This is a genomic window from Bradyrhizobium sp. (assembly GCF_035273305.1).
Taxonomy (GTDB): Bacteria; Pseudomonadota; Alphaproteobacteria; order Rhizobiales; family Xanthobacteraceae; genus Bradyrhizobium.
In genome coordinates this window covers 23,743-47,448 of the sequence record NZ_DATEPI010000153.1, presented here as the reverse complement: position 1 = coordinate 47,448, position 23,706 = coordinate 23,743, and the positions used below count along the sequence as shown (strand labels likewise).

The window sequence follows — 23,706 nt, the reverse complement described above, 5'->3', positions numbered from 1 at the left end:
TGGTTTTCATCGTGGTCATCATCGGCGGCCTCGGCTCGATCGGGGGCTGTTTCATCGGCGCGTTGCTGGTCGCCATGGTCGCCAACTATGGCGGGTTTCTGTTGCCGAAGCTGGCGCTGGTATCGAATATTCTATTGATGGTCGCCATCCTGATGTGGCGCCCGCGCGGGCTTTATGCGGTGAAGAGCCGATGATGATCCTTTCCGGTGATCCGCCGCGCAGCCGCGCCCTTTCCATCGTGCTCGTGATCATCATCGCAATCCTGGCGATGACGCCATTTTTGTTCCCGGGCGCCAAGGCCATGAATGTCGCCACCAAGATCTGCATCTTTGCAGCGCTGGTGGCTTCTTACGATCTCCTGCTCGGCTACACCGGATCAGTGTCGTTCGCGCATACAATGTTTTACGGGATCGGCAGCTACGCGATCGCCATCGCGCTCTATTCGATGGGTCCAAGCTGGGCCGCGGTCGCCACTGGCGTCGCCGTCGGCCTGCCGTTGGCGATATTGCTGGCGCTCGCCATTGGACTGTTTTCGCTTCGGGTGGAGGCGATCTTTTTCGCCATGATTACGCTGGCCGTGGCATCGGCGTTTCTGGTGCTGGCCTCGCAATTGTCGTGGCTCACCGGCGGCGAGGATGGCCGCAGCTTCCAGCTACCGGAGTTGCTGCGCCCGGGCACCAAACTGATCTCTAAGGATGCGTTCGGCTTTGAACTCAACGGCCGCGTATTGACTTACTATGTGATTTTCGCTGGTTGCGGCGCGATGATCCTGGCACTGCTGCGGGTGGTGAACTCGCCGTTCGGCCGCGTGCTGCAGGCGATCCGGGAGAATCGCTTTCGCGCCGAAGCGCTCGGCTTCCGCACGGTATTCCACCTGACCTACGCCAACTGCCTCGCCGCGCTGGTCGCCGCCAGCGCCGGCATGCTTAACGCCCTGTGGCTCCGTTATGCCGGCCCTGATACGTCGCTGAGCTTTTCGATCATGCTGGACATATTGCTCATGGTGGTGATCGGCGGCATGGGAACGATCTACGGCGCAATCATCGGCGCGACGATCTTCATTCTGGCGCAGAACTATCTGCAGACGCTGATGGGCGCCGCATCCAATGCTGCCGCCGAAGCGGGTCTGCCGGTGCTTCCCGGGCTCCTGCATCCGGATCGCTGGCTGCTCTGGCTGGGCCTGCTGTTCATTGCAAGCGTTTATTTCTTTCCGACCGGCGTAGTTGGCCGGTTGCGAAGCGCCCGGCCAAAAATCCCTTAAAGCCTGAACTGGCGCGGTCCATGGCTGGGCTTATGCCCGCATGGAAAGGCGTTAAGCCCTAAGTAACCGCATTTGCTAACCGCTACGCCATTTGCACCCTGTATGCTCTTTTTGGGGAGGAGGCCGAGCATTCGAAAGCCGGTTTCCAACACAAGGCGCAATAATGTCAGGAAGCACGGCGCGCAGCCCGCATGAAGCGGCCACCTCGTTGAAGCGAGGCCCTGTTCTTTGGCTCATCCTCACCGGCGTTCTCGTGGTTGCGGCGATCACCATCGACATCGCGATTATCGTCGGCCAGTTCCGCGAACGCGCGATCAGCAACAGCGAGCGCGAACTTGAGAACACCGTGCTGCTCCTTACACGGCACTTCGATCAACAGTTCGCCGATTCCGATATCATGGCAACTGACCTGATTGCCAAAATGCAATTCGAGGGGAGCGCCTCGCCCGAGATTTTCAAGAGCCGGATGTCCACATGGGACGCCCACCTGTTGCTGAAATCCAAAGCCAGCGCCCTGTCATACATCGGCGATGTCAACATTTTCGATGCGAATGGGAAGCTGATCAACAGTTCGGGCAGCTGGCCGCTACCGGACCTCGATATCGGCGACCGCGACTATTTCAAGGCGCTCAAATCCGATCCCCGGTCGAAAATCATGATGACCGAACCGGAGCGCAGCAACTTGACCGGCAACGTCACCACGATGGTGATCGCCCGCCGGCTGAGCGGGCCAAATGGGATTTTTCTGGGCGTGATGGCGCGGCGGATTGATCCCCTGAATTTCGAAAATTTTTTCGCGTCGGTCCTGCTTGGAGAGGGTGCGGCAATTTCCATGTTCCATCGTGACGGAACGTTGCTGGCGCGCTACCCCCATGCCGATTTGATGATCGGGCAGAAATTAACCAGAGCGCCGCTATTGGAGATGGTTCGGGCCGACGGCGGCCTTCAGACGCTCCGGTTTGAAAGCTCCGTGGACTGGCAGGATCGTCTTGGATCTGCCGCCAGCCTGAACCGCTTCCCTATCATTATTGTCGCCACATCGACCATCTCCGCCGTGCTCGCGGATTGGCGCGAGCAGACGCGCTTCCTGGTCGCGATTGCCGCCTTATCCGCAATCGTGATTGCATCCATTCTGTACCTGATCGTCCGGCAGGTGAAGCAGCAGAACCAGGAGTCGCAGCAGCGGCTCGAATCCGAAAGGCATCGGCTTGATACTGCCCTGAACAACATGACACAGGGCCTAGTGCTGTATGACGCATCGGCGCGCGTCGTCACCTGCAATCGCCGCTACATCGACATGTACGGCCTCTCGACAGACGTCATTAAGCCGGGCTGCCATTTCCTGGATATCATCCGGCATCGGCAAGAAACCGGCTCCTTTGACGGTAACGTCGAGGAGTTCTGCTCCGCTATCATGCAGAATGTCGCCGAGGGGAAAGTCAGCCACACGATGATGGAATGCGCCGACGGCCGTTCGTTTCAGATCGTGAACAAGCCGCTGACGGAAGGCGGATGGGTGGCAACCATCGAGGACATCACCGAGCGTCGCAATCTGGAACAGGAGCGCGACCGCAACTACGCTTTCCTTCGCCAGATCATCGATCACATTCCAACGCAGATTACCGTGAAGGATATGCGCGATCGTTGTTACGTGCTGGCCAATCGGGTGGCCGAGACCCAGTTCGGAAGGTCGCGCGATGAGATAGTGGGCAAGACAGCCCTCGATCTTTTCCCGAAGGAGGCTGCGGAGATCATCGCGGCGGACGATGAAAAAGCCCTGCAATGCCCCGAAGGCCTGTTCCTCGATATAAGCCCGTGGCAAAGCCAGGCGACCGGCCAGCGCTACATCACCTCACGGCGGATCGGAATTCCCGACCAGGCCGGCCAGACTCGATATATCATCAACGTCGTTGACGATGTCACCGATCAACGGCGTGCGGACGAGAAGATCGCGCATCTTGCCCATTATGACGCGCTAACCGACCTGCCGAATCGCGTGCTGTTCCGGGATCGGATCGAACGCGAACTGCAGAAGACCAACCGGGGCCAACAGTTCGCGTTGCTTTACATCGATGTCGACGAGTTCAAGGGGATCAACGATTCACTGGGACATCACGTCGGCGACGAACTGTTAAAAGCCGTCGCCGCGCGCATCAGGGACTGCATCAGGGAGTGCGACCATGTCGCCCGGTTGGGCGGCGACGAATTCGCGGTGATCCAGACCGATGTCGAACATGCCGGTGATGTCATCGAGTTCGTGACACGCATTCAAGATGCGATCCGCCAACCCTATGAATGCCTCGGGCATCAGCTCTCGACCGACGCCAGTATCGGGATCGCATTGGCGCCACGCGATGGAACCGATCTCGATCAGCTCATCAAGAATGCTGACTTGGCGATGTACGGCGCCAAAGGCGACGGCCGGCGAACCTATCGCTTTTTCGAACCCGCGATGGATGCCCAGGCCAAGGCAAGGCTCACGCTCGAACGCGACCTGCGGCAGGCGCTCATCGACGGCAGCTTCGAGCTTCACTATCAGCCCGTGGTCGATCTCAACAGCGATGAGGTGACCGGCTGCGAAGCCCTGCTTCGCTGGCGCCATCCGCAACGCGGGATGATCTCGCCGGCGGATTTCGTCGCAGTAGCTGAGGATACAGGCCTGATCGTCGAGCTCGGCGAATGGGTGCTGCGAACCGCCTGCGCCGAGGCGGTCACATGGCCGCCTCATGTGCGGCTTGCGGTCAACGTTTCGCCCATCCAATTGAAATGCCCGAGCTTGTCGCTGAAGGTCGCCGGCGCGCTTGCCGCTTCGGGGCTCGCAGCAAACCGGCTCGAGCTCGAAATTACCGAGGCCGTGCTGATCCGCGATGACGAGATGGCGCTTGCGATCCTGCATCAGCTTCGCGAGCTGGGGATTCGCATCGCGCTCGACGATTTCGGGACCGGCTATTCCTCGCTGAGTTACCTCAAGCGCTTCCCGTTCGACAAAATCAAGATCGATCGTTGCTTCGTCAGTGACATTGCCGAAATCGACGGCTCATCCGCGATCGTCCAGGCAGTGGTCAATATAGCTGCGGCGCGCAACATCACGACAACAGCGGAAGGCGTCGAAACGCCAGAGCAAAAGGAAATGCTGCGCAGGCTCGGCTGCACCGAGATGCAGGGTTACCTGTTCAGCGCCGCCAAACCGAGTGCGGAGGTGAAGCGCCTGTTCGGAACCGACCGCGAGAGCGTCTCGGCCGTCGCCTGACTATGTTCTCCTTGAAGTCGTAAAAGCGTTGCCGGCGTTGGACGCAACGCGCGCCGAACAGAATTGAAACGTCGCCCGCCCAGGTCTTTCAGAGCGCTGCCTCATCTGCTACGATGTTGCTTTACTCGAATATTCCTCTATCTCGAACGTGGGACACTCTAGCAGATGTTCCCACAAGCTTTGCCAAGTCCATCTCGATCTGGCCAGGAGGCTGGTTATGGCAAGCATGCTTTATCACGAAGGCAATCGCGAATTTCAGCACCAGTTTGACAGCCGGCGGCTTGCCGATCGCCTCGAGGAGCGGCTGGCGCGGACCAAATTCAGCGACGACGACAGAAGTTTTGTTGAAAGCTGCATCTATTTCTTCCTGGCAACCGCCGATGCATCGGGCCGTCCTGATTGTTCATTCAAGGGAGGACCGCCGGGTTTCGTGAAAGTCACCGGACCATCCGAACTTGCGTTCCCGGATTACGATGGCAATGGCATGTTCAAGAGCATCGGCAACCTAGCCGTCAACCCGCATGTCGGGCTGTTATTCATCGCCATGCATGGCAATCCGAAGCGGCTGCGGATCAATGGCAGCGCTCGAATTGACCGTGACGATCCCCTGCTTGCCGGGACCGTCGGCGCGCAACTGATCATCCGCGTCAAAGTCGACGTGATCTTTCCTAATTGTCCACGCTACATTCCCGCGATGACGCTCACCGAACCATCGGTCTACGTACCGACCGCCGGAGTCGCTCCGGTCGAACCGGCCTGGAAGGGCTTTGATGCCTTCAGGGACGTCGTGCCGCCGCGCAGGGATGTGCGAAGCGAGTAGCGGCGAGCTTTACGAGCCGCCGGGAAGGACATTGCCCATGGCAGGGCAATCGGCTAAATGAACGCCAACGCACCCGTAGCTCAGCTGGATAGAGCGTTGCCCTCCGAAGGCAAAGGTCACACGTTCGAATCGTGTCGGGTGCGCCACTTGAACGGCAACAAGCCACCTTTATTGCGCGGCGGATCCACCCGCCACGATCTTCTCGCTCAGTTTTTGGTCCACGATATCGACCGTACGGTCGATATCGGCATTGGGCATGCCGAGCTGATGCGAAATCAACTTCACCAGCAGGTCGACCCGCTCGATGAACGGCGCTCCACTGGCTACCGCGCGGGCGGCTGATGAGGGTTTGAGAAGGCTTTCAGCTGCTTTGGCGTATTTCTCGAATGGTACTTGATCCCTGGGGTCGGCACCCAGACGCCGTGCGATGGCATCGACATGGTCATAAATCGATTGTGAGAGCTTCAGATCGTCGTGCACGGCGTCGCGGATCGACTGAGGCTCCTGCGACGTGATGCAGCGATAATTGCCGGTCAGTAGCATCGACCACTTAGCCAGCGGTACGAACAGGGAATCGAACACCTTGAGCTTCACGGGAACGTCCTGGCCATCCAGCTTCACCGCGTCGATATCTGCTTCCAGTTCCCGAAGCAGCCGATTATGCGCCTCGTCTGCAAATGTCGCTGCCTTGAAATTTGTTGGCAGGCCGACATGAAGGACATTCGCGGCTTCTTCTGATGGCCGGAAGGCCTGCGGATCAGGCGAGCAGAGCGACACCAGTCCCGGCTTGAATCGTTCCCACACCTGAGCATTGGTATAGGCCTCTTCGAGGCCCATCTCTGCCAATCCGTCAATCCGCTTGAGATACGGCAGCGGCGGCATATTCATGATCGAAAGACAAGGCAATTGCGCCTCGGCGATTTTGATCATCAGAACCCGGATCGTATGGTTGGCATACTGCGGCTCCTGCATCGCAAGACCAACGAGATCATAGCGGGAAACGTCGACGTCACCGGGTGGGGTCGCGTCCAGTTTTCCCGCCAGATCGCGCGAAAAAATCGACCGGTGCGCCGGCTCATCGCGCAGCTTGATTCGAACTTCGATACCTTCACGGTTAATGAGTTCGGCAGTCTTCTTCCGGCAGACCAGCGTCACGTTGTGGCCCGCCATCAGCAACTTCGTTGCCAGCAATGAGCCGTACGAGGCTCCAAGTATCAGAATGTTGCGCGCCATGCTCACTCGTCCAAAAATGATGTCTTAACGATCCGCCGGAGATCCATCGCATCAGGAATCGCGCCTGCGCAAAGAAATGCAACAGGCCAGCCCCCCGATATCGCCGAAGGAAAGCCGCTTGAGGCGGCGCATCGGTGTCTAACGTAAGTTGATGGACACCACAATCATCTGGCGGTTCTCACGGCGTTATTTTGGCGACCAGCAAAACGCTTCCGCACTCTGAACGCTGTGTCAGCGCCTATTCAATGTGCGCGCCGGCCGCCTTCACTACCTTCTCCCATTTCTCGGTTTCGGCCGCGACCATCTTGCCGAACTCATCCGGCGTGCTGATCAACGGCTCGCCGCCGAGATCGATCAGGCGGGCTTTGATGGCGGGTTCGGCCAGGACTTCGTTGATATCCTTGTTCAGCTTCTCGATGATCTCCGGCGGCGTCTTCTTCGGCGCGCCAACGCCGAACAACGCGCTAGCCTCATAGCCGGGCACGGTCTCCGCAACCGTCGGAACGTCAGGTAGCTGCGGCGATCGTGTTGTTGTCGTGACCGCCAAGGCGCGCAAGGCCCCTGAACGGATGTGCTGGATCACCGAGGGCATGTTGTCGAAGATCACCTGAACCTGCCCGCCGAGCATGTCGGTAAGGGCGGGCGCCGCACCTCGATACGGAACGTGCTGCATTTTTACCTCCGCCATCGACATGAACATCTCGCCCGAGAGATGCACCGAGGTGCCATTGCCTGACGAGGCCATGTTGATCTTGCCGGGATTTGCCTTGGCATAGGCGATGAATTCGGCCACGGTTTTTGCCGGCACGTTGTTGTTTACCGTCATCACATTCGGCACGCGATTGAAGGAAGCGACCGCAGCAATGTCGCGAACGAAATTGAACTTGAGGTTGGTGTAGAGCGAGGTGTTGATGTAGTTGGCAGGATTGACGAGCAATATCGTGTAGCCATCCGGCTCTGCGTTCACCACCGCCTCAGTGGCGATGTTGTTGCCGGCGCCGGGCTTGTTCTCGATTACGAATTGCTGGCCTGATTTTTCCGAGAGCCGCTGTCCGATCAAGCGCGCCAGGATATCGGTCGCGCCGCCGGGCGGATACCCGACGACAAAACGCACCGGTCGGCTTGGATAGTCCAACGCCGAAGCGGCTCCCGCCGGCCAAACCAGGGCGACAAGCCCGCTTGCAAAAACACCGATCGCTGCGCGGCGTGAAATCATGCAATTCCTCCTTGGGTCCGGATCCGATGTCCGGATTGCCCTTGTTTTATTGACGAATGATGGCCGTTGTAACAAACAAAGACCAAATCGGCCAGCAGCGCGGCGCGCGCGGAACCAGGACCAAAGGATAAGCGATGTCCGTCAAAGTGGAATCGATCGATCATATCGTCATCAACGTGGCTGACGTTGCGCGGACCGCTGAGTGGTATCAAAAAACCCTTGGCATGGAGATCAAGGTGTTCGATCCGGGCGACGGCAAGACGCCGCGGACATCGCTGATGTTCGGCAGCCAGAAGATCAACGTGCGGCCGATCGATGCCGATAAGATCGAGTGGTTTACCGCCGATCATGAAGCCGCAGGCAGCGACGATCTCTGCTTTCTGACCGCGAGCACGCCCGAGCAGGTGGTCGAACATCTCGAAGCATGCGGAGTATCGATTGAGGAAGGACCCGTGGAGAAACAGGGCGCGGTGGGCATGCTGCGCTCGGTCTATTGCCGCGATCCGGACGGCAGCCTGATCGAGATTTCGTCATATGAGCAGCGACGCGGTTAGCGCTGTAAGCGGTTTGCCTTTGATGGCGTGGCGCGGATTTGCGCTCGGCTCGGGCGGATGGCAGAAATACATGCAACAAAACAAGTCGGCTGAGACAGCGATAGCGGGGGGGAACGATGTCGAACAAAGACGCAGCGCCGGGCATTGTCGGGCCATTTGCCGGAATGGACGTGCCATCGCTGCTACGGATGCGCGCCGAGACACGCCGGCAACATCCATTTCTGATCTGGGCACCATTCGATGCGCCCGCACGCCGCTGGACCTACGGCGAATTTCACGAGCGGGTTGGCGCGCTCGCGGCCGGGCTCAAGGCGCGCGGCGTCAACCCAGGCGAGTTCGTCCTGATCCATTTGGACAATTGCGTCGAGGCGATGCTCGCCTGGTTCGCCAGTGTCGAGATCGGCGCTATTGCGGTGACCACCAACACGCGCTCGGCGCCGGCGGAGGTGGAATATTTCGCGGGCCATTGCGGGGCGGTGGCCGCGATCACGCAGCCAGCCTATGCCGAAATGGTCTCGGCTCACTGCAAAAACCTGCGCTGGCTCGCGGTGATCTCGCATGATGCGGGAGCTGCGCCCGCCACAGGCCAGAAAGTCCCGCATGGTGACAGCTTCGAGGCGTTATTCGCCGACAGTGCCGACCGGCCGCGCCGCGCCGTTGATCCATCGGCGCCATGCAGTGTGCAATATACTTCCGGCACCACTTCCCGCCCGAAGGCGGTGCTGTGGACCCACGCCAATGCGCTGTGGGGCGCCAAGATCAATGCGGCGCACCAGGATTTGCATCAAGCCGACGTGCATCAGACCTATTTGCCGTTGTTCCACACCAATGCATTGGCCTATTCGATGCTCGCAAGCTTGTGGGTTGGCGCAAGCTGCGTGATCCAGCCACGGTTTTCCGCCAGCCGATTCTGGAACGTCGCCGCGGAGCACGGCTGCACCTGGACCTCGACCATTCCATTTTGCATGAAGGCGCTGCTCGAACACGAAATTCCCAAGCGCCATACATTCCGCCTCTGGGGCACCGCGGTATGCGAGCCGCCGGCATTTTCCACTTTTGGGGTCAAGATCATCGGCTGGTGGGGCATGACCGAGACCATCACCCACGGCATTGTCGGCGAGGTCGACCAACCCAACACGCCGATGTCGATCGGTCGCGCCGCGGCGGAATATTCGATCCGGGTCATTGACGATGATGGCTCGCCAACGCAACCCGGCGGCACTGGCAATCTTCTGATCAAGGGAATTCCCGGCTTGTCGTTGTTCAAGGAATATCTCCACAACGAGCAGGCCACCCGCGAGAGCTTCGACGAGCACGGCTATTTCATCACCGGCGACCGGATCAGCTTGCTTGACGGCGGTTTTATGAAATTCGGCGATCGCGCCAAGGACATGCTCAAGGTCGGCGGCGAGAACGTCGCCGCGTCAGAGATCGAGCAGGTGATCGCGGTGGTGCCCGGCGTGCGCGAGGCGGCGGTAGTCGCAAAGAAGCATCCAATGCTGGACGAAGTGCCCGTCGTCTTCATCATCCCAGCCGACGGGGTTGAACGCGCGCCAAAGGACTTGCACGACAAGGTCATGGCCGCGTGCCGTAACGCGCTGGCCGATTTCAAGCTGCCGCGCGAGATCCGTCTGGTCGATGAGATGCCGCGTTCGACGCTTGAGAAAGTTGCAAAGGCAGAATTGAGAAAGATGCTGGGCTAGTCTTTGCCGAGCGCCACCGGACGAAAAGCCTGCAGCAAATGCTTGTCGAGCTTGCCGTCCATGGCTTCCATGATCGAAAACGCCCGGTTGTGCGTATACGGCAGCCGGTAGGCGCGGTTTTCCACCAGCGCCGAGTGGATGTCGACGATTGTTGTCAGTCGCACGATATCGCTGATCTGATCCCCGCGCAGGCCATTGGGATAGCCGGTTCCATCAAGCATCTCGTGATGATGCAGCACCACGTCCAGCATTTCAGGCGGAAAGCCAGCTTCCGCCGCGAGCGCATCATAGCCAAGGCGAGGATGCATCCGCATCACCCGTATATCGTCATCCGTGAGCTTTCCGGTTTTGTCGAGAATTTCAACCGGGACGAACGCCTTGCCGACGTCGTGCAGAAGGGCAGCGCGGACCATGCGGCGCTGGTCGTCCTCACGCATGCCGAGACGCTGCCCGAACGCTACCGCAAATCCGGTGACAAACAGGCAGTGACGGTAACTACCGGTGTGATGCCGGCCAACCGTGGTCAGCCATTCGCGCAGCGAAGTTTTTTTGATCGCCCGCAGGATCTTGTTTTCGGCTTCCAGGATGTCGTCGAACTTGAGCGGAGTCCCTGCCGGGAGCTTCTCAAATATCTTGACCATCACTTCTTGGGCCGCAGCAACACCCCTGTTCAGGGCCTTGCCGCCGTCGGTCGCATCGAATGACACGGTGTCCGGGAATGCCGAGCGAATGCGCTGCAGAATTCCTTCCGGATCGAACGGCCGGGCAATCGTATCGGTTGCGCCGAGGGCCCAAGCCTGCATCGAGCCGTGATGGAGCGCGTCCGCCAACACGAACAGCCGCGGCAAAGCGCGATAAGCGTCACCCCGAAGCTTGTTACGAACCTGCTGCACGCTCTCAGGCGACCGCAGATTGATGTCGACCACGATACCGGAAAATTCGCGGGCAGGCGTATCGGGAATCTCTGATGTCGAGATGGTATCGACCTGCCCCACTGCCTGCAGAATGCTGGCCAATTCGCTGCTCTGATCGCTCCGGTCGGAAGCCAGCAGCAATCGGCGTTTGGGTGAACTCTCAATGGCTGGAGCTGTCATAATTCCTCATCGGCAGGACGGAGTGGCCGAGAGTCCAAAGTGCCCGAAAGGCATTCCGTTGGGATTAAAGGGCATGATGAATCATTGCCTGTCGTGGAACGTACAATCCGAACGAGTGCTCGAAAAGCCGGCGCTCAGGCTCATACGCCGGACCCAAAAAAATCCGCCGGAAGACTGGCTTCCGGCGGACGTCGTTGTGGCTGATATCGGATCGGTTCAGGCCTTCATCGCTCCCTTCACCGCCTCCGCCGTGATCGGCAGCGAGCGGATGCGGGCGCCGCAGGCGTTGAAGATCGCGTTGCCGATGGCAGGCGCGATCACCGTGACGGCCGGCTCGCCGACGCCGGTTGCCTTTTCGCCATTGGCGATGACGCTAACAGCCACTTCCGGCACCTGGCTCATCCTGAGCGGAGTGTAGGTGTCGAAGTTGGTCTGTTCGATGCCGCCATCCTTTAGCGTGGCCTTTTCGTACAACGCGAGGGAAAGTCCCCACAATGCCGCACCCTCGACCTGGGCCCGGATGTTGTCAGGGTGCACCTGGGTGCCGACATCGGTCGCCACGGTCAGTTTCTTGACCTTGATCTCACCGCTCGGCGCGACCGCGACATGCGCAACGCAGGCAGTCCAGCTTGCGGTTGCCCGTTCCTGCGAGGAGACACAGGCCACGCCCATGCCTTCACCTTTCGGCAGCTCCCTGGTGCCGTAGCCCGACATGCCCATCGCCGCCAGCAGCGTGTTGCGTAGCCGCTGAGCGCCGCCGGCGTTGGCCCCTTTGCCGTCAAGCATGTCGATCCGGTACTGCGCCGGATCCTTGCCGACGGAATGGGCGAGTTCGTCGACCATGCTTTCCACCGCCCAGAAGGTCCAGCCCGGCGCGACCGAGCGTAATTGGCCTGACGGGGTGGCGTTATGGGCCATCTCGTTGAGAATGGCCCGAACGTTGTGATTGGGCACGGTGTAGAAGAAGTCCGCGCCATTCACGGTGAAGCCGTCAAGACCGCCTTTCTTGTCGACCGAAGGCGTGAGGAAATCGGGAATTCCCCATCGCTTGGTCGGCCATGCGCTGACCACGTCGTGATTCATCGCAATCAGTTTGCCGTCGGCATCCAGACCAGCCTTGATCTTCTGGAACGTCAGCGGCCGCGAGAAGTCCATCGTCATATCGTTCTCGCGCGAATAGATGACCTTGACCGGTTTGCCGACGGCTTTTGCCGCCTGCACCGCGGGCACGGTCATGTCCGCGTCGAGACGCCGGCCGAAGCCGCCACCCAGCCACATCTGGTGCATGACCACGAACTTGGGGTCGACGCCGGCAGCTCCCGCCGCGATCGCCCCGGAGCGCGTCGCAAACTGGTTGCCGGTATAGACGTGCCAAATGTCGCCCTGCTGTTGCGCGGTGGCGGTCATCGGCTCGAGCGGCGCATGAATATTGATGTTGGTGGTGTATTCCGCCTCGATCACCTTGGCCGCCGTGCCGAACGCCGCTGCCGTGTCGCCATCCTTCACAAAGAACAGCCCGGAATCGTCAAGCGACTGCAACCGCTTCGCTTCGTCAAGCAGCGATTGGCTCGACAACTTGGCGTTGGGTCCGCCGTCATAGCTGACCTTCAGCGCTTCGGCTGCCTTGCGCGCATTGACATAGGTATTGGCGACCGCCACCACCCATCCCGTCGTTGTCCCGGTCTTGTCATCGAGGGTGACGGCCTTGATGAAGCCAGGCACTTTCTTTGCGGCGCTATCGTCGACCGATTTGACAGTGGCGCCGTAACGAACCGGAGGCGTGACGAGCGCGCCGTACACCATACCTGGCAACATGACGTCGATGCCGTATTTGGCTGACCCGTTGGTCTTGGAGGGTATATCGAGCTGCGGCACCGAAACGCCGATCATCGTGTATTGATCGGGCGTCTTCAGCTTGATTGCTTTGAGCTCGTCGGGCGTAAAGGTCTTCGTGATCTTGCCGCTCTTGACGATCTCGGCAAAAGTCGTCGACTTCCTGGATTTCGGATTGGATATTACCGAATCCCTGACGATCAGCTCGGATGCCGGCACGCCCATCGCCGCGGCCGCGGCATCGGTCAAGGCGATCCGCCCCGCGGCACCCGCGCGGCTCATCGCATCGAAGTTCATCATGGTGCTCCAGCTTCCGCCGGTGATCTGCGCGCCGAGCACGGGATCGTTGAACTTCGGATCGTTGGATGCAAGCTGAACCCGCATGTCCTTCCAGTTCGCCCCGAGCTCTTCGCAGATGATTTGAGCCATTGTGGAGGCAATATGTTGGCCCATGTCGGCTTTGCCGCAGGTAACCGTGACGATGCCGTCGGGCGCGATCGAATACCAGACGCTGGCATCGAAATTGGCTGGCGCGGCGAGCGCCTGATCGGCTCCGAGCATTCCGGGAACACTGGAATAGCCGAGCGCAAGGCCCGCGGCGGCGGTGCCGACGAGGAACGAGCGGCGGCTCAAATCGGCGGTTTCCCGGCCCATCGTGACGTCGGTGATTTTCACGTGCGTATTCATGTTGCCCTCCGCTCGGTTCCGGAATTCGAAGCGGTGCGCATTTCGGAAGCTGCGCGCATGATCGCCTTCTGAATCCGCGAATAGGTCATGCAGCGACATAGATTACCGTCCATATGCGCCACCACCTCTTCCTTGGTGGGATTGGCGTTCTTCGAAAGCAGGGCCGCCGCCTGCATGATCTGCCCGGACTGGCAGTAGCCGCATTGTGGCACCTGTTCGGCGATCCATGCTTTCTGCAGCGGATGGTCGCCCTTGACGCTAAGGCCTTCAATCGTGGTGATCTTCTTTCCAGCGACGTCGCTGAGAGAGGTTTGGCAAGATCGTACCGCTTCGCCATTGACGTGAACGGTGCAAGCACCGCACAGGCCGGCGCCGCAGCCGAATTTTGTGCCGGTCATCTGCAATTGTTCGCGGATGGCCCAGAGCAGCGGCCTATCTGGCGCCGCTTCGACGGACATATTCCGTCCATTAATGTTGAGATTAGGCATGCTCTCTTCCCCTGCCGGTGCATGATGCCGATTACGTCGGCTAGTCACCTTGTCATCTGGTCTGACACCCACCGGGCCGGTGTAGACCTTGGTCCGAACAATGATCGCGTTCCAATCCGGAGGCAACGTAATTTGAAATCCGGCGCGGAGAATAAAATTGCGAAATGGGCTTGTGCGCTGCGGGAACTATCTTTCAGTCATTTGCCCGGCGCGCTCAGCGCCTTGCGCGAAGCGCCAATTATCGATGCGAGGTTTGGAGCCGGCCAATTCCCCTCAAGGCTTGGATCGCGCCACAATAGTGTGCGACAAGGCGCATTGCGAACCACCAGGAATAGCTGATGCCAAAGATCGACCGGGACGGGGTCAAGATCCACTACGAGGTTCATGGAAGTGGGCCGACGCTGCTACTAACCCACGGCTATTCCTCGACCTCGGCAATGTGGAAGGGCCAAATCGAGGCGCTGTCCAAAGATCACAAGCTGGTGCTGTGGGATATGCGTGGCCACGGCCAGTCGGATTATCCGGACGATCCCGCCGCGTATAGCGAAGCGCTCACCGTGGCGGACATCGCCGCGCTGCTCGATCAGGTCGGCGCCGCCAGCGCCATAATCGGCGGCCTTTCGCTTGGGGGCTATATGTCCTTGGCTTTTTATCGCGCGCATCCGGAGCGTGTCCGCGCGCTTCTCATTATTGATACCGGACCAGGGTTCAAGAAGGACGACGCCCGCGATGCCTGGAACAAGCGCGCGCACGATACCGCCGAGCGATACGAGCGCGAAGGGCTATCGGTGTTGCAAACCTTAAGCCGCGAACGTTCCAGCGTGAGCCATCGCAATGCGTCGGGCCTGGCGCATGCCGCGCGCGGGATGCTGACCCAACGTGACGCGCGCGTCATCGAATCCCTGCCCGCGATCAAAGTGCCCGCGCTGGTGATCGTAGGCGCCGACGACGGGCCGTTTCTCGCTGCCTCCGATTACATGGCCGTGAAAATTCCAGGCGCGCAAAAAGCCATCATTCCTGCCGCGGGACATGCCGTGAACATGGACCAGCCGCAAGCTTTTCTGGAAGCTGTGCTGCCGTTCCTCGATAGCCTACCGCGCCATCCCGAAGGGCTGGCGGCTTCATGACGCGTTTTGGGTGCCATGCATTTTGGCTGATCGCGCTTTTGCCCGTCTGTCTTGAACCGGCGTTTGCGCAGCAACCGGCTTCGATAGTCGCAGCTCCGCACCTGCCCTTCAGCTCGACGCTATCGAATAATACGCCGCTGGCATTCGGGATGAACGTCGAGGACGTCTCGCGGGCATTGGGCGAGCCGCTTAGCTTTATCAGCGGCCGCCGCGGCGACGAAATCTATCTGGCAATTCGCAACATCGGCGGCAGCGGATTATTCAATCACCACGACCGGCTGTTCCTGCAATTCCGAAAAGGGAGATTGACGGGATGGAAAGGTGATTGGGGCCACAACTGGATGTGGCAATAGCTAATAGCCGGTACTTCGCTCGTCAAAACTGACGGCGCATCAATTCTCAACAAATGGGCGACCCGTGGGAAAAGACATCAAGCTGACGGCTTCGGACAATCTTCGATTCAGCGCCTATCGCGCCGATCCTAACTCTGCGCCGAAAGCAGCGATCGTGGTGATCCAGGAAATTTTCGGCGTGAATCATCACATCCGCGCCGTGTGCGACCGTCTGGCAGGCGAAGGATACGTCGCGATTGCGCCTTCGATCTTTGATCGGATCGAACCCAACTTCACCTCCGGGTATTCGCCGGATGAGATCGCCGTGGCGCGCAAGTTCGTGTCAAATCCGGACTGGGCGGCGATGCTGCGCGACACCCAGGCCGCGATCGATGCCGTAAGGGACGTCGGGCCGGTCGGTATCATCGGTTTTTGTCTGGGCGGCAGCATCGCTTACGCGGCAGCGACCAAATTGTCAGGGCTGTCGGCTGCGGTCGGCTATTATGGCGGCGCCATCGCGCGCTTTGCCGACGACAAGCCTCAAGTACCAACCCAGCTTCACTTCGGCGAGAAGGACGCTAGCATTCCACTCAGCGACGTCGACATGATCAGGACCAAGCGACCGGAGGTCGAAATTCACGTCTATCCGGGCGCGCAGCACGGATTTCATTGCGACGAACGAGCAAGCTACGACAAAAAGAGCGCCGAAATCGCTTGGCCGCGTAGCCTGGCTTTTTTTGCCAAACATCTCAGCAAATAAGCCATCTCATTAAGGCTGTGAGTTACTGATAATAGCAAGTTACGTGCGGGGAGTGCGTTCGCGCGATGCGGAAGTCGGAAGGCGCGACTTTCCGCATGCGCGGATACAATTTACGCGGTGATGCCGACGCCGATCGGACACGACACGCCGGTGCCGCCCAGTCCGCAGTAGCCGCCGGGATTCTTCGCGAGATATTGCTGATGATAATCCTCCGCGAAATAGAACTCGCCGGCGGTCGCAATCTCGGTAGTGATGGAGCCGAGTCCCTTTGGCGCCAACGCATTTTGATAGGCGACTTTCGATGCCTCGGCAGCCTGTCGTTGCGCTTCGCTGAAGGTGTAAATCGCGGAACGATATTGCGTTCCGACGTCGTTGCCCTGACGCATGCCTTGCGTTGGGTCGTGACTTTCCCAGAAGACCTTCAGCAATTGATCGTATGAGATTTTTTTCGGATCGAATACGACCAGCACCACCTCGGCATGGCCGGTGCGACCAGAGCAAACTTCCTCATATGTGGGGTTTTTGGTGTGACCCCCGGCATAACCAACCGCGGTCGTAAATATGCCATCGCCGAGTTCCCAGAATTTGCGCTCGGCGCCCCAGAAACATCCGAGACCGAACACCGCCTGCTCCAATCCCTTGGGGTACGGCGGCTGCAGCTGCCGACCATTGACGAAATGAATCTTTGCAGTCGGGATCGGATCGGCACGGCCCGGCAGCGCCTCGGAAGCGCTCGGCAGTGCGGTTGGTTTGCGCGTGAACAGCATGGTTGCCTCCGCGATCAGGTTCGAATTCACGACGACGAAGCGTGTCTGTAATATATGTACGTTTCTACGCAGGCCAGTGCGCCGGGGTTACTCGGGGCGATGAAAAGCCGGCCACATTGCCCGACCGTCAGCTCCGCGAGTAACCGATTAGCGGCTTCCGAGGCCGGAACAGTAGCATCAAGAGAATGCCGATGATGCCCATGACCGCGAAAACCGGCTGATCCAGAATGACTCTGATGACGCTGGTCCACAGCCATGGCGCATGGCTTTCGACCCAGGCGCGGAACGCCTGCTGGCTGGATTGATGAATATCGTTCCAGAATTGACCAAACCGGGTGAAACGCAAAGTTTGATCGGCTACCCAGCGCGCGCCGTCATAGACCATAAACACAAACCCGCCGGCCAGTAGTAACAGTCCCAGAAGTCGGAAAAACCCGCGGATCATGCGTCACCTTACATGCTGAGACCGAAAAGCGCCGTCAGGCAATACCGGGGCTATCTGGAACATTCAACCTCATCAGCAACTTATCGGCGCTTTCTGGCCGTTTGAGGTTCCGCGGGCGGGCCCGGCAAGCGTTGACGCTGCAACACCCGCCCTCTATAAGGGCGCCAATGGCGGCGGGCGCAATCCCGCCGCCGCAGTTCTTTAAGCGGCGTCGTCATCTCAGCACAGTTGCCTCAGAGACCGACACTGCAGGGGACACCCGAAACACGATATCATCGATCCCGCATTGGGGGCGGCCGGCGCACTTGGGCCCGACCACTTAGCGATCGGTTACCGCCGAAGGATATTTGAGAGATGGCCAACACAACTTCCGCCAAGAAGGCGACGCGCAAGATCGCCCGCCGTACGATCATCAACAAATCGCGCCGCACCCAAATGCGCGGTGCGGTTCGCACCGTTGAAGAGGCGATCAAGAGCGGCGATCGCGATGCCGCACTGAAGGCAATGGCGCGCGCGGAGCCGGAGCTGATGCAGGCAGCGCAGCGCAATATCATTCACAAGAACAACGCGAGCCGAAAGGTGTCACGGCTGACGCACCAGATCGCCAAACTGGCGAAATGAAGCGCGCGAAAATCGATCAGTCATAAAGCCCGGCATCGCCGGGCTTTATGCTTTTTATGGTGCCGCTGTCTAACCGACGACTCCGGATATTATTGCGCACCGTATTTCTACGTGCGCTTTCAACGGGAGCGACGTTTAGAATTTCGAGAATGCGTCAGCACAAGCGCCGCTACGCATCGTAGCCGTCGCAGTTTTGATGTTGCAACCGCGTTGACGCCGCGCAATGCAAAGAGTGGCCGCAGGGTTACCCTGTTCTGACGAGCAAAAAAAAACGCGCTTGCGTAGTCACTTATCGGCATAGTGGCGAAGAGTTGTTCGAAAACTCCTTTCCGCCTTATTCCAACTTAAACGTTTTATGAATTTATTTGGCGGCGTTGTCAGAAATGTCACAGTGCTTTCGCGTTTCGAATCTGTGCACAGATTCAAAACGTTGCCACTTCGCGCGAAATGCTTCGCATCGCTTCGCCATCATGAATCGTTTTCAGGGGCGATCGGCACCAATCATTTCCGTTGCGGGAAATAAGGCATGCTGTATTTGTACAACGTTCGCGGCGCTCACGGCTCTTCAGACCAGCGCGGTTTAAGAAACGGGGCGGACGTGCAAATCGGCGGCGGTGTGCGCGTTGGCGACGCTCTCCAAGCGATTGTCGGGTTCAACTTCATAGGAATATGAGGACTGCGGTTCTGTGTCGAATTTTCTGAGGCGAGACATCTGTCTCCTGGTTTTTAGAAAAGTGGTATGCGGAGAGCTAAACCGAACAGCGTGGGAACGCGAAGCAAGTGGGCAGGGAAGACAATCAATCTTGGTGAGGCAGTGTAAACTCTGAACGGTTGTAGTGTTCGGGCGTTGGCGGCTGAATTTGGGATAGATGTTGGGATGACAACTTGCTGTGAGTGATCATGGCGAGATGGGGAGGTTGCATGCTATACAGAATCATCGCGGTGTTCGGTCAAATGCCAACTTCAAACAATGGCGCTTCGGACGCCGTTGACATCGTCACTGCACAGGCTCGGGCGCGAGCTCCCGACAGGCCCTCCAGTACGCGCTGACCTCACCAACGTTTCTCTTCAATCGACGATCTGACCGCGGCGTTTCCGCCGAGCGGCCGGTCTATGGCTGAAGACAACCGTCGCTTGAGGTCTACGCCGGGCACAAAGAGTGCAAGGCGTTTCGCCCAGCTACATTACTCTTTCCGAAAAGAAATCAGACATGACAACCACGGAACAGGATCGTTGGTCACGCGTAAAAGGCCGGCTGCGCTCGAGCGTAGGAGAAGACGTCTATGCAAGCTGGTTTGCGCGGATGGACCTCGAAGGCGTCGAGCAAGAGAGTGTGCGCCTTTCAGTTCCCACCCGATTTCTCAAGAGCTGGATCCAGGCACACTATTCCGAACGTGTTCTTACGTGCTGGCAGGCAGAGATGCCGGAAGTACACAGGATCGACCTAACCGTGCGCACGGCGATGCGATGCGTGGCGCCCGTTAAGGAGGCTCCGGCCCCGCTCGACAAGCGCCGCGTTGAGCGGTCCGACGGCAGGCCGGCGCCGGAGCTACGCGCGACCGCGATCGCGCCGGTTTCCGCCAGTCACGATGCGCTTGGTGGCTCGCCGCTGGATCCGCGGCTGACTTTCGGGACGTTTGTGATGGGCCGCTCCAACACGCTGGCACACGCAGCGGCGCGCCAGGTCGCGGAAGGCCGGCGCGGCGATCCCGTCATGTTCAATCCGCTTTACATCCATGCCGGCGTGGGCCTCGGCAAAACGCATTTGCTGCAGGCGGTGACATGGGCGGGCAATTCAGGCAGCGAGCGCAAAGTGCTGTATCTCACCGCCGAGAAATTCATGTACGGTTTCGTCGCGGCGCTCAAAACGCAGACGGCGCTCGCCTTCAAGGAGGCATTGCGCGGCATCGACGTGCTGGTGATCGACGATCTGCAATTCCTCCAGGGCAAGTCGACGCAGGCCGAGTTCTGTCACACGCTGAATGCGCTAATCGATGCGGGCCGTCAGGTGGTCATCGCAGCCGACCGTCCCCCGTCAGATCTGGAGAGCTTGGATGATCGCGTGCGTTCGAGGCTCGCCGGCGGCCTGGTGGTCGAAATGGGATCGCTCGGCGAAGAACTGCGGCTTGGAATTTTGAAGTCGCGCGTTGCGGTTGCCCGCGCGCACCATGCGAGCTTCGACGTGCCCGCACCGGTGCTCGACTATCTGGCCCGAACCATCACGCATAACGGCCGCGATCTCGAAGGAGCCATCAATCGCCTGCTGGCACACAGCAAACTGAATGCGCAGCCGGTGACGCTCGAAATGGCGGAGCGCGAAGTTCGGGATCTGATCCGCCCGCAAGAACCCAAGCGCATCAAGATCGAAGATATTCAGCGTGTAGTAGCCCGGCAATACAATGTCAGTCGCTCCGACCTGTTGTCCTCTCGACGGACGGCGAATGTGGTTCGGCCTCGGCAGGTCGCGATGTATCTAGCGAAGACGCTGACGCTGCGTTCGCTTCCCGAGATCGGACGGCGGTTCGGCGGGCGCGACCATACGACGGTGCTGCACGCAGTGCGCAAGATCGAGGGGCTGGTCTCCAAGGACATCGCGCTCTCCGAAGAGGTGGACTCGCTGAAACGTCAATTGCAGGAGTGAACCCCTCTTCTGTTTCCTCCTGGTTGGCAGGATCAGGCTAAACTCAGCCACCCGCGCGGCAGCCGGCTCGCTGCTCGCCTCGGGGTCGCCAAAGCGAGCCGTTGGAACGCGCGGTCTTTCGGATTCGCCCGCAAAACGTGGGGAACGAGGCCGCGTTTCTCTTGCGCTGACCGGCCATCCGCGCCACCTTGCGGTCCCCTCGCGGGTTTGATCAAATCCAGATCGGATCAGGCTTTTCGGGTCTCAAACGCCGCGGCGCGCCTTTTGGCCGCCCGGCTTTTCCATCTTAGGATCAGGCGGGTATTGAAATGAAGGTCACCGTCGAGCGCGCGCAACTGCTGAAGTCGTTGGGCCACGTCCATCGCGTGGTCGAGCGCCGCAACACCATTCCGATTTTGGGCAACGTGCTGGTTCGTGCTGAAAATGCACGGCTGTCGCTCAAGGCCACCGACCTCGATCTGGAAGTCACCGAAACGCTTGCTGCTGAAAGCACCACCAGTGGTTCGACCACGGTGCCGGCGCATATGTTCTACGATATCGTCCGTAAGTTGCCCGACGGCGCCCAGATCGTATTGGAAGCCGACGGCGATCGCTCGGTGCTGGCGATCCGCGCCGGGCGTTCGCGGTTTACGCTGCAGACATTGCCTGAGAATGACTTCCCCGATCTTGCAGCCGGCGACCTGACGCATTCGTTTACGCTCGGCGCCGCCGAAATGAAGCGGCTGATCGACCGCACCCAATTCGCGATCTCCACGGAAGAGACCCGTTATTATCTGAACGGCATTTATCTGCATACCGCCGGCAATGGCAAAGCCCAGAACTTGCGCGGTGTCGCCACTGACGGCCATCGCCTGGCCCAGATTGATCTGCCTCTGCCCAAAGGCGCAGCCGGCATGCCGGGCGTGATCGTGCCGCGCAAGACTGTTGGCGAGGTGCAACGCCTGATCGAGGACAATGAAGCCGAGATCAAGATCGAGTTGTCGCAGGGCAAGATCCGGTTCACCATCGCTGACGTGGTGCTGATCTCGAAACTGATCGACGGCACGTTTCCGGATTACGGCCGCGTCATCCCGCAGAATAATGATAAGGAACTGATCGTCGAGAAAAAGGATTTCGAGGCCGCCGTCGATCGGGTCTCGACCATTTCGAGCGAGCGCGGCCGCGCCGTGAAGCTGGCCTTGTCGGCGGGTAAATTGGTGCTGTCCGTGACCAACCCGGATTCCGGGAGCGCGACGGAAGAGCTTGAAGTCGAATACGCGTCCGATCCCCTCGATATCGGATTTAACTCTCGCTATCTGCTCGATATCGCGGCGCAGATCGAAGGCGACGTCGCGGTGCTCAAACTCGCCGATCCCGGCTCGCCGACGCTGGTGCAGGACAAGGATTCCAAGGGCGCGCTGTACGTTTTGATGCCAATGCGGGTTTAGAAGACTTTTCCAGTTCGCCCCGAATACGCCTGGCCTGCGGCCGCGCAAAGCGCGAATCGCAAGAGGCGCGTACGGAAAGTCCGCGTCGCGCCCCTGAGCATCCGCTTGTCGACTCGGAAAGGACGGATTGCCCCATGAAGCGGGATGAGATCCGGTGTGACGCGTTGATAATTTTGCCATGACCACCTCCCGCATTCACCGCCTCACGCTCACGCATTTTCGAAACTATCGGGCGGCGAGCCTCGAAACGCATGGTCAGATGGTGGTGCTGGTTGGCCCGAACGGGGCCGGCAAAACCAACTGCCTCGAGGCGATCTCGTTTCTTTCGCCCGGGCGTGGCTTGCGGCGGGCGACGCTCGAAGACGTTGGCGACAATCAGGGCGATGGCTCCTGGGCGGTGTCCGCCGAGGTCGAAGGCGCGCTCGGTCTAGCGACGCTTGGCACTGGAGTCGAACCGCCCGGCAACGATGGACCAGCCTCCAGCCGGCGCTGCCGCATCGACCGTGAGCCGGTGAATTCGGCAAGCGCTTTCGGCGACCATTTGCGCATGGTGTGGCTGACGCCGTCCATGGACGGACTGTTCCTGGGCGGGGCGTCGGAGCGACGGCGGTTTTTCGACCGGCTGGTGCTGGCGATCGACAGCGAGCATTCGAGCCGCGTGGCGGCACTCGATCGCTCGCTCCGATCGCGCAACCGCTTGTTAGAAGTGCGCAACTATGACGATCATTGGTGCGACGCTATCGAGCGTGAGACCGCCGAGCTCGCGGTTGCGGTGGCAACGACGCGCGCCCATGCAGCGGCAAAGCTGAGTGGTACGTTGCTTGAGCGCAGCCATGCATCCGCATTTCCCTCAGCCCAGCTGGCGCTCGACGGCTGGATGGAGAACGCGCTGCTCACCGAGCCCGCCACTTCGGTGGAGGATCGCTACCGCCAGATCCTGCGCGACAGCCGCGCCCGCGATGCTGCCGCCGGGCGCACGCTCGACGGTCCGCATCTCACCGATCTGCAGGTGATCTACGCGCCAAAGGAAATTCCGGCGCGCGAGGCCTCGACCGGCGAACAGAAGGCGCTGCTGATCGGCTTGGTGCTGGCGCACGCCAATCTGGTCGCGGAGATGACCGGGCTGACGCCCCTGTTGCTGCTTGACGAGGTGGTCGCGCATCTCGACCCCTCCAGGCGCGCGGTGCTGTTCGGTGAGTTGGCCGAGCTCGGCGCGCAGGTTTGGATGACCGGCGCGGACCCCGCCACTTTCAGCGAGGTCGGCACGACCGGCGAAATATTCGATGTCAATTCAGGCCAAATTGCTCGCCGCCCCTGAGGCGCAGCGTGTTGAATAAGGTTGAAGCAAATCGAAAGTCCGAGGCCAGGAAAAGCCTGCGGAATCGCGCTTTTGACGGGCGTCCGAATCGGGTTCCATGCACCTTGAAAAAATCACAAAAAGCACCAT

Annotated in this window: 19 protein-coding genes, 1 tRNA gene and 1 pseudogene; 14 read left to right on the top strand and 7 right to left on the bottom strand. The window is 59.7% G+C overall.

All coding sequences use genetic code 11. The features are described from left to right. From VJV58_RS10720 to VJV58_RS10700, 5 genes and pseudogenes are all read left to right on the top strand, one after another. Window positions 1-194, top strand: a pseudogene (locus VJV58_RS10720) (branched-chain amino acid ABC transporter permease); the annotation flags it as partial. Next, window positions 191-1,261 (top strand): branched-chain amino acid ABC transporter permease, encoded by a 1,071-nt coding sequence (locus tag VJV58_RS10715; RefSeq protein WP_324137318.1) that lies wholly within the window; start codon window positions 191-193, stop codon window positions 1,259-1,261. The pseudogene VJV58_RS10720 and the gene VJV58_RS10715, both read left to right, overlap by 4 nt. A 163-nt stretch (window positions 1,262-1,424) precedes the next feature. Further along, window positions 1,425-4,511: an EAL domain-containing protein gene (locus tag VJV58_RS10710; RefSeq protein WP_324137317.1), complete on the top strand. Its 3,087-nt coding sequence runs from the start codon at window positions 1,425-1,427 to the stop codon at window positions 4,509-4,511. Between the two features lie 217 nt (window positions 4,512-4,728). Beyond that, entirely contained in the window at window positions 4,729-5,331 is a 603-nt protein-coding gene (locus tag VJV58_RS10705) for a pyridoxamine 5'-phosphate oxidase family protein (RefSeq protein ID WP_324137316.1), read from the top strand. A 69-nt stretch (window positions 5,332-5,400) separates the two neighbouring features. After that, window positions 5,401-5,477: transfer RNA gene (locus tag VJV58_RS10700), tRNA-Arg, on the top strand. Window positions 5,478-5,499: 22 nt separating this feature from the next. On the opposite strand, the gene VJV58_RS10695 is transcribed toward VJV58_RS10700, so the two are convergent. After that, window positions 5,500-6,564 carry a ketopantoate reductase family protein gene (locus tag VJV58_RS10695; protein ID WP_324137315.1) on the bottom strand — a complete coding sequence of 355 codons (1,065 nt, stop codon included), beginning with the start codon at window positions 6,562-6,564 and terminating at the stop codon, window positions 5,500-5,502. 238 nt (window positions 6,565-6,802) lie between these two features. Next, window positions 6,803-7,780 (bottom strand): tripartite tricarboxylate transporter substrate binding protein, encoded by a 978-nt coding sequence (locus VJV58_RS10690; protein WP_324137314.1) that lies wholly within the window; start codon window positions 7,778-7,780, stop codon window positions 6,803-6,805. A gap of 134 nt (window positions 7,781-7,914) precedes the next feature. On the opposite strand from VJV58_RS10690, the gene VJV58_RS10685 reads away from it, so the two are divergent. Beyond that, window positions 7,915-8,334, top strand: a complete 420-nt coding sequence (locus VJV58_RS10685) for a VOC family protein (RefSeq protein ID WP_324137313.1) — start codon at window positions 7,915-7,917, stop codon at window positions 8,332-8,334. A gap of 116 nt (window positions 8,335-8,450) precedes the next feature. Next, entirely contained in the window at window positions 8,451-10,037 is a 1,587-nt protein-coding gene (locus VJV58_RS10680; RefSeq protein WP_324137312.1) for an AMP-binding protein, read from the top strand. Here VJV58_RS10680 and VJV58_RS10675 read toward each other — a convergent pair. The 3 genes from VJV58_RS10675 to VJV58_RS10665 all read right to left on the bottom strand — a co-directional run bounded on the left by VJV58_RS10675 (window position 10,034) and on the right by VJV58_RS10665 (window position 14,139). Next, window positions 10,034-11,131: an HD-GYP domain-containing protein gene (locus VJV58_RS10675; RefSeq protein WP_324137311.1), complete on the bottom strand. Its 1,098-nt coding sequence runs from the start codon at window positions 11,129-11,131 to the stop codon at window positions 10,034-10,036. The genes VJV58_RS10680 and VJV58_RS10675 overlap by 4 nt on opposite strands. A gap of 216 nt (window positions 11,132-11,347) precedes the next feature. Next, window positions 11,348-13,651 (bottom strand): xanthine dehydrogenase family protein molybdopterin-binding subunit, encoded by a 2,304-nt coding sequence (locus VJV58_RS10670; RefSeq protein WP_324137310.1) that lies wholly within the window; start codon window positions 13,649-13,651, stop codon window positions 11,348-11,350. Next, entirely contained in the window at window positions 13,648-14,139 is a 492-nt protein-coding gene (locus VJV58_RS10665; protein ID WP_324137309.1) for a (2Fe-2S)-binding protein, read from the bottom strand. The genes VJV58_RS10670 and VJV58_RS10665 overlap by 4 nt, the downstream gene beginning before the upstream one ends. A 338-nt stretch (window positions 14,140-14,477) precedes the next feature. On the opposite strand from VJV58_RS10665, the gene VJV58_RS10660 reads away from it, so the two are divergent. From VJV58_RS10660 to VJV58_RS10650, 3 genes are all read left to right on the top strand, one after another. Then, the gene (locus VJV58_RS10660; RefSeq protein WP_324137308.1) at window positions 14,478-15,266 is read left to right on the top strand and encodes an alpha/beta fold hydrolase; all 789 of its coding nucleotides are present in this window, start codon (window positions 14,478-14,480) and stop codon (window positions 15,264-15,266) included. Further along, a complete protein-coding gene (locus tag VJV58_RS10655) occupies window positions 15,263-15,619 on the top strand; it encodes a hypothetical protein (RefSeq protein WP_324137307.1) in 357 nt (118 codons plus the stop codon). Before VJV58_RS10660 ends, VJV58_RS10655 begins: the two co-directional genes overlap by 4 nt. 64 nt (window positions 15,620-15,683) lie before the next feature. Further along, complete coding sequence (locus tag VJV58_RS10650) at window positions 15,684-16,358, top strand: dienelactone hydrolase family protein (protein WP_324137306.1); 675 nt, start codon at window positions 15,684-15,686, stop codon at window positions 16,356-16,358. Window positions 16,359-16,468: 110 nt separating this feature from the next. Here VJV58_RS10650 and msrA read toward each other — a convergent pair whose 3' ends face one another. After that, window positions 16,469-17,125 carry a peptide-methionine (S)-S-oxide reductase MsrA gene (gene msrA, locus VJV58_RS10645; RefSeq protein WP_324137305.1) on the bottom strand — a complete coding sequence of 219 codons (657 nt, stop codon included), beginning with the start codon at window positions 17,123-17,125 and terminating at the stop codon, window positions 16,469-16,471. A gap of 127 nt (window positions 17,126-17,252) precedes the next feature. Next, window positions 17,253-17,570, bottom strand: a complete 318-nt coding sequence (locus tag VJV58_RS10640; protein WP_324137304.1) for a hypothetical protein — start codon at window positions 17,568-17,570, stop codon at window positions 17,253-17,255. A gap of 354 nt (window positions 17,571-17,924) precedes the next feature. Between VJV58_RS10640 and rpsT the strand changes: the two genes are divergently transcribed. From rpsT to recF, 4 genes are all read left to right on the top strand, one after another. Beyond that, entirely contained in the window at window positions 17,925-18,191 is a 267-nt protein-coding gene (gene rpsT / locus VJV58_RS10635; RefSeq protein WP_192736317.1) for a 30S ribosomal protein S20, read from the top strand. A 1,210-nt stretch (window positions 18,192-19,401) separates the two neighbouring features. Next, a complete protein-coding gene (dnaA, locus tag VJV58_RS10630; RefSeq protein ID WP_324137303.1) occupies window positions 19,402-20,832 on the top strand; it encodes a chromosomal replication initiator protein DnaA in 1,431 nt (476 codons plus the stop codon). 308 nt (window positions 20,833-21,140) lie between these two features. After that, a complete protein-coding gene (gene dnaN / locus VJV58_RS10625; protein ID WP_324137302.1) occupies window positions 21,141-22,259 on the top strand; it encodes a DNA polymerase III subunit beta in 1,119 nt (372 codons plus the stop codon). Between the two features lie 178 nt (window positions 22,260-22,437). Beyond that, window positions 22,438-23,577, top strand: coding sequence for a DNA replication/repair protein RecF (recF, locus tag VJV58_RS10620; RefSeq protein ID WP_324137301.1), 1,140 nt, complete (start codon window positions 22,438-22,440; stop codon window positions 23,575-23,577). The last annotated feature ends 129 nt before the right edge of the window (window positions 23,578-23,706 follow it).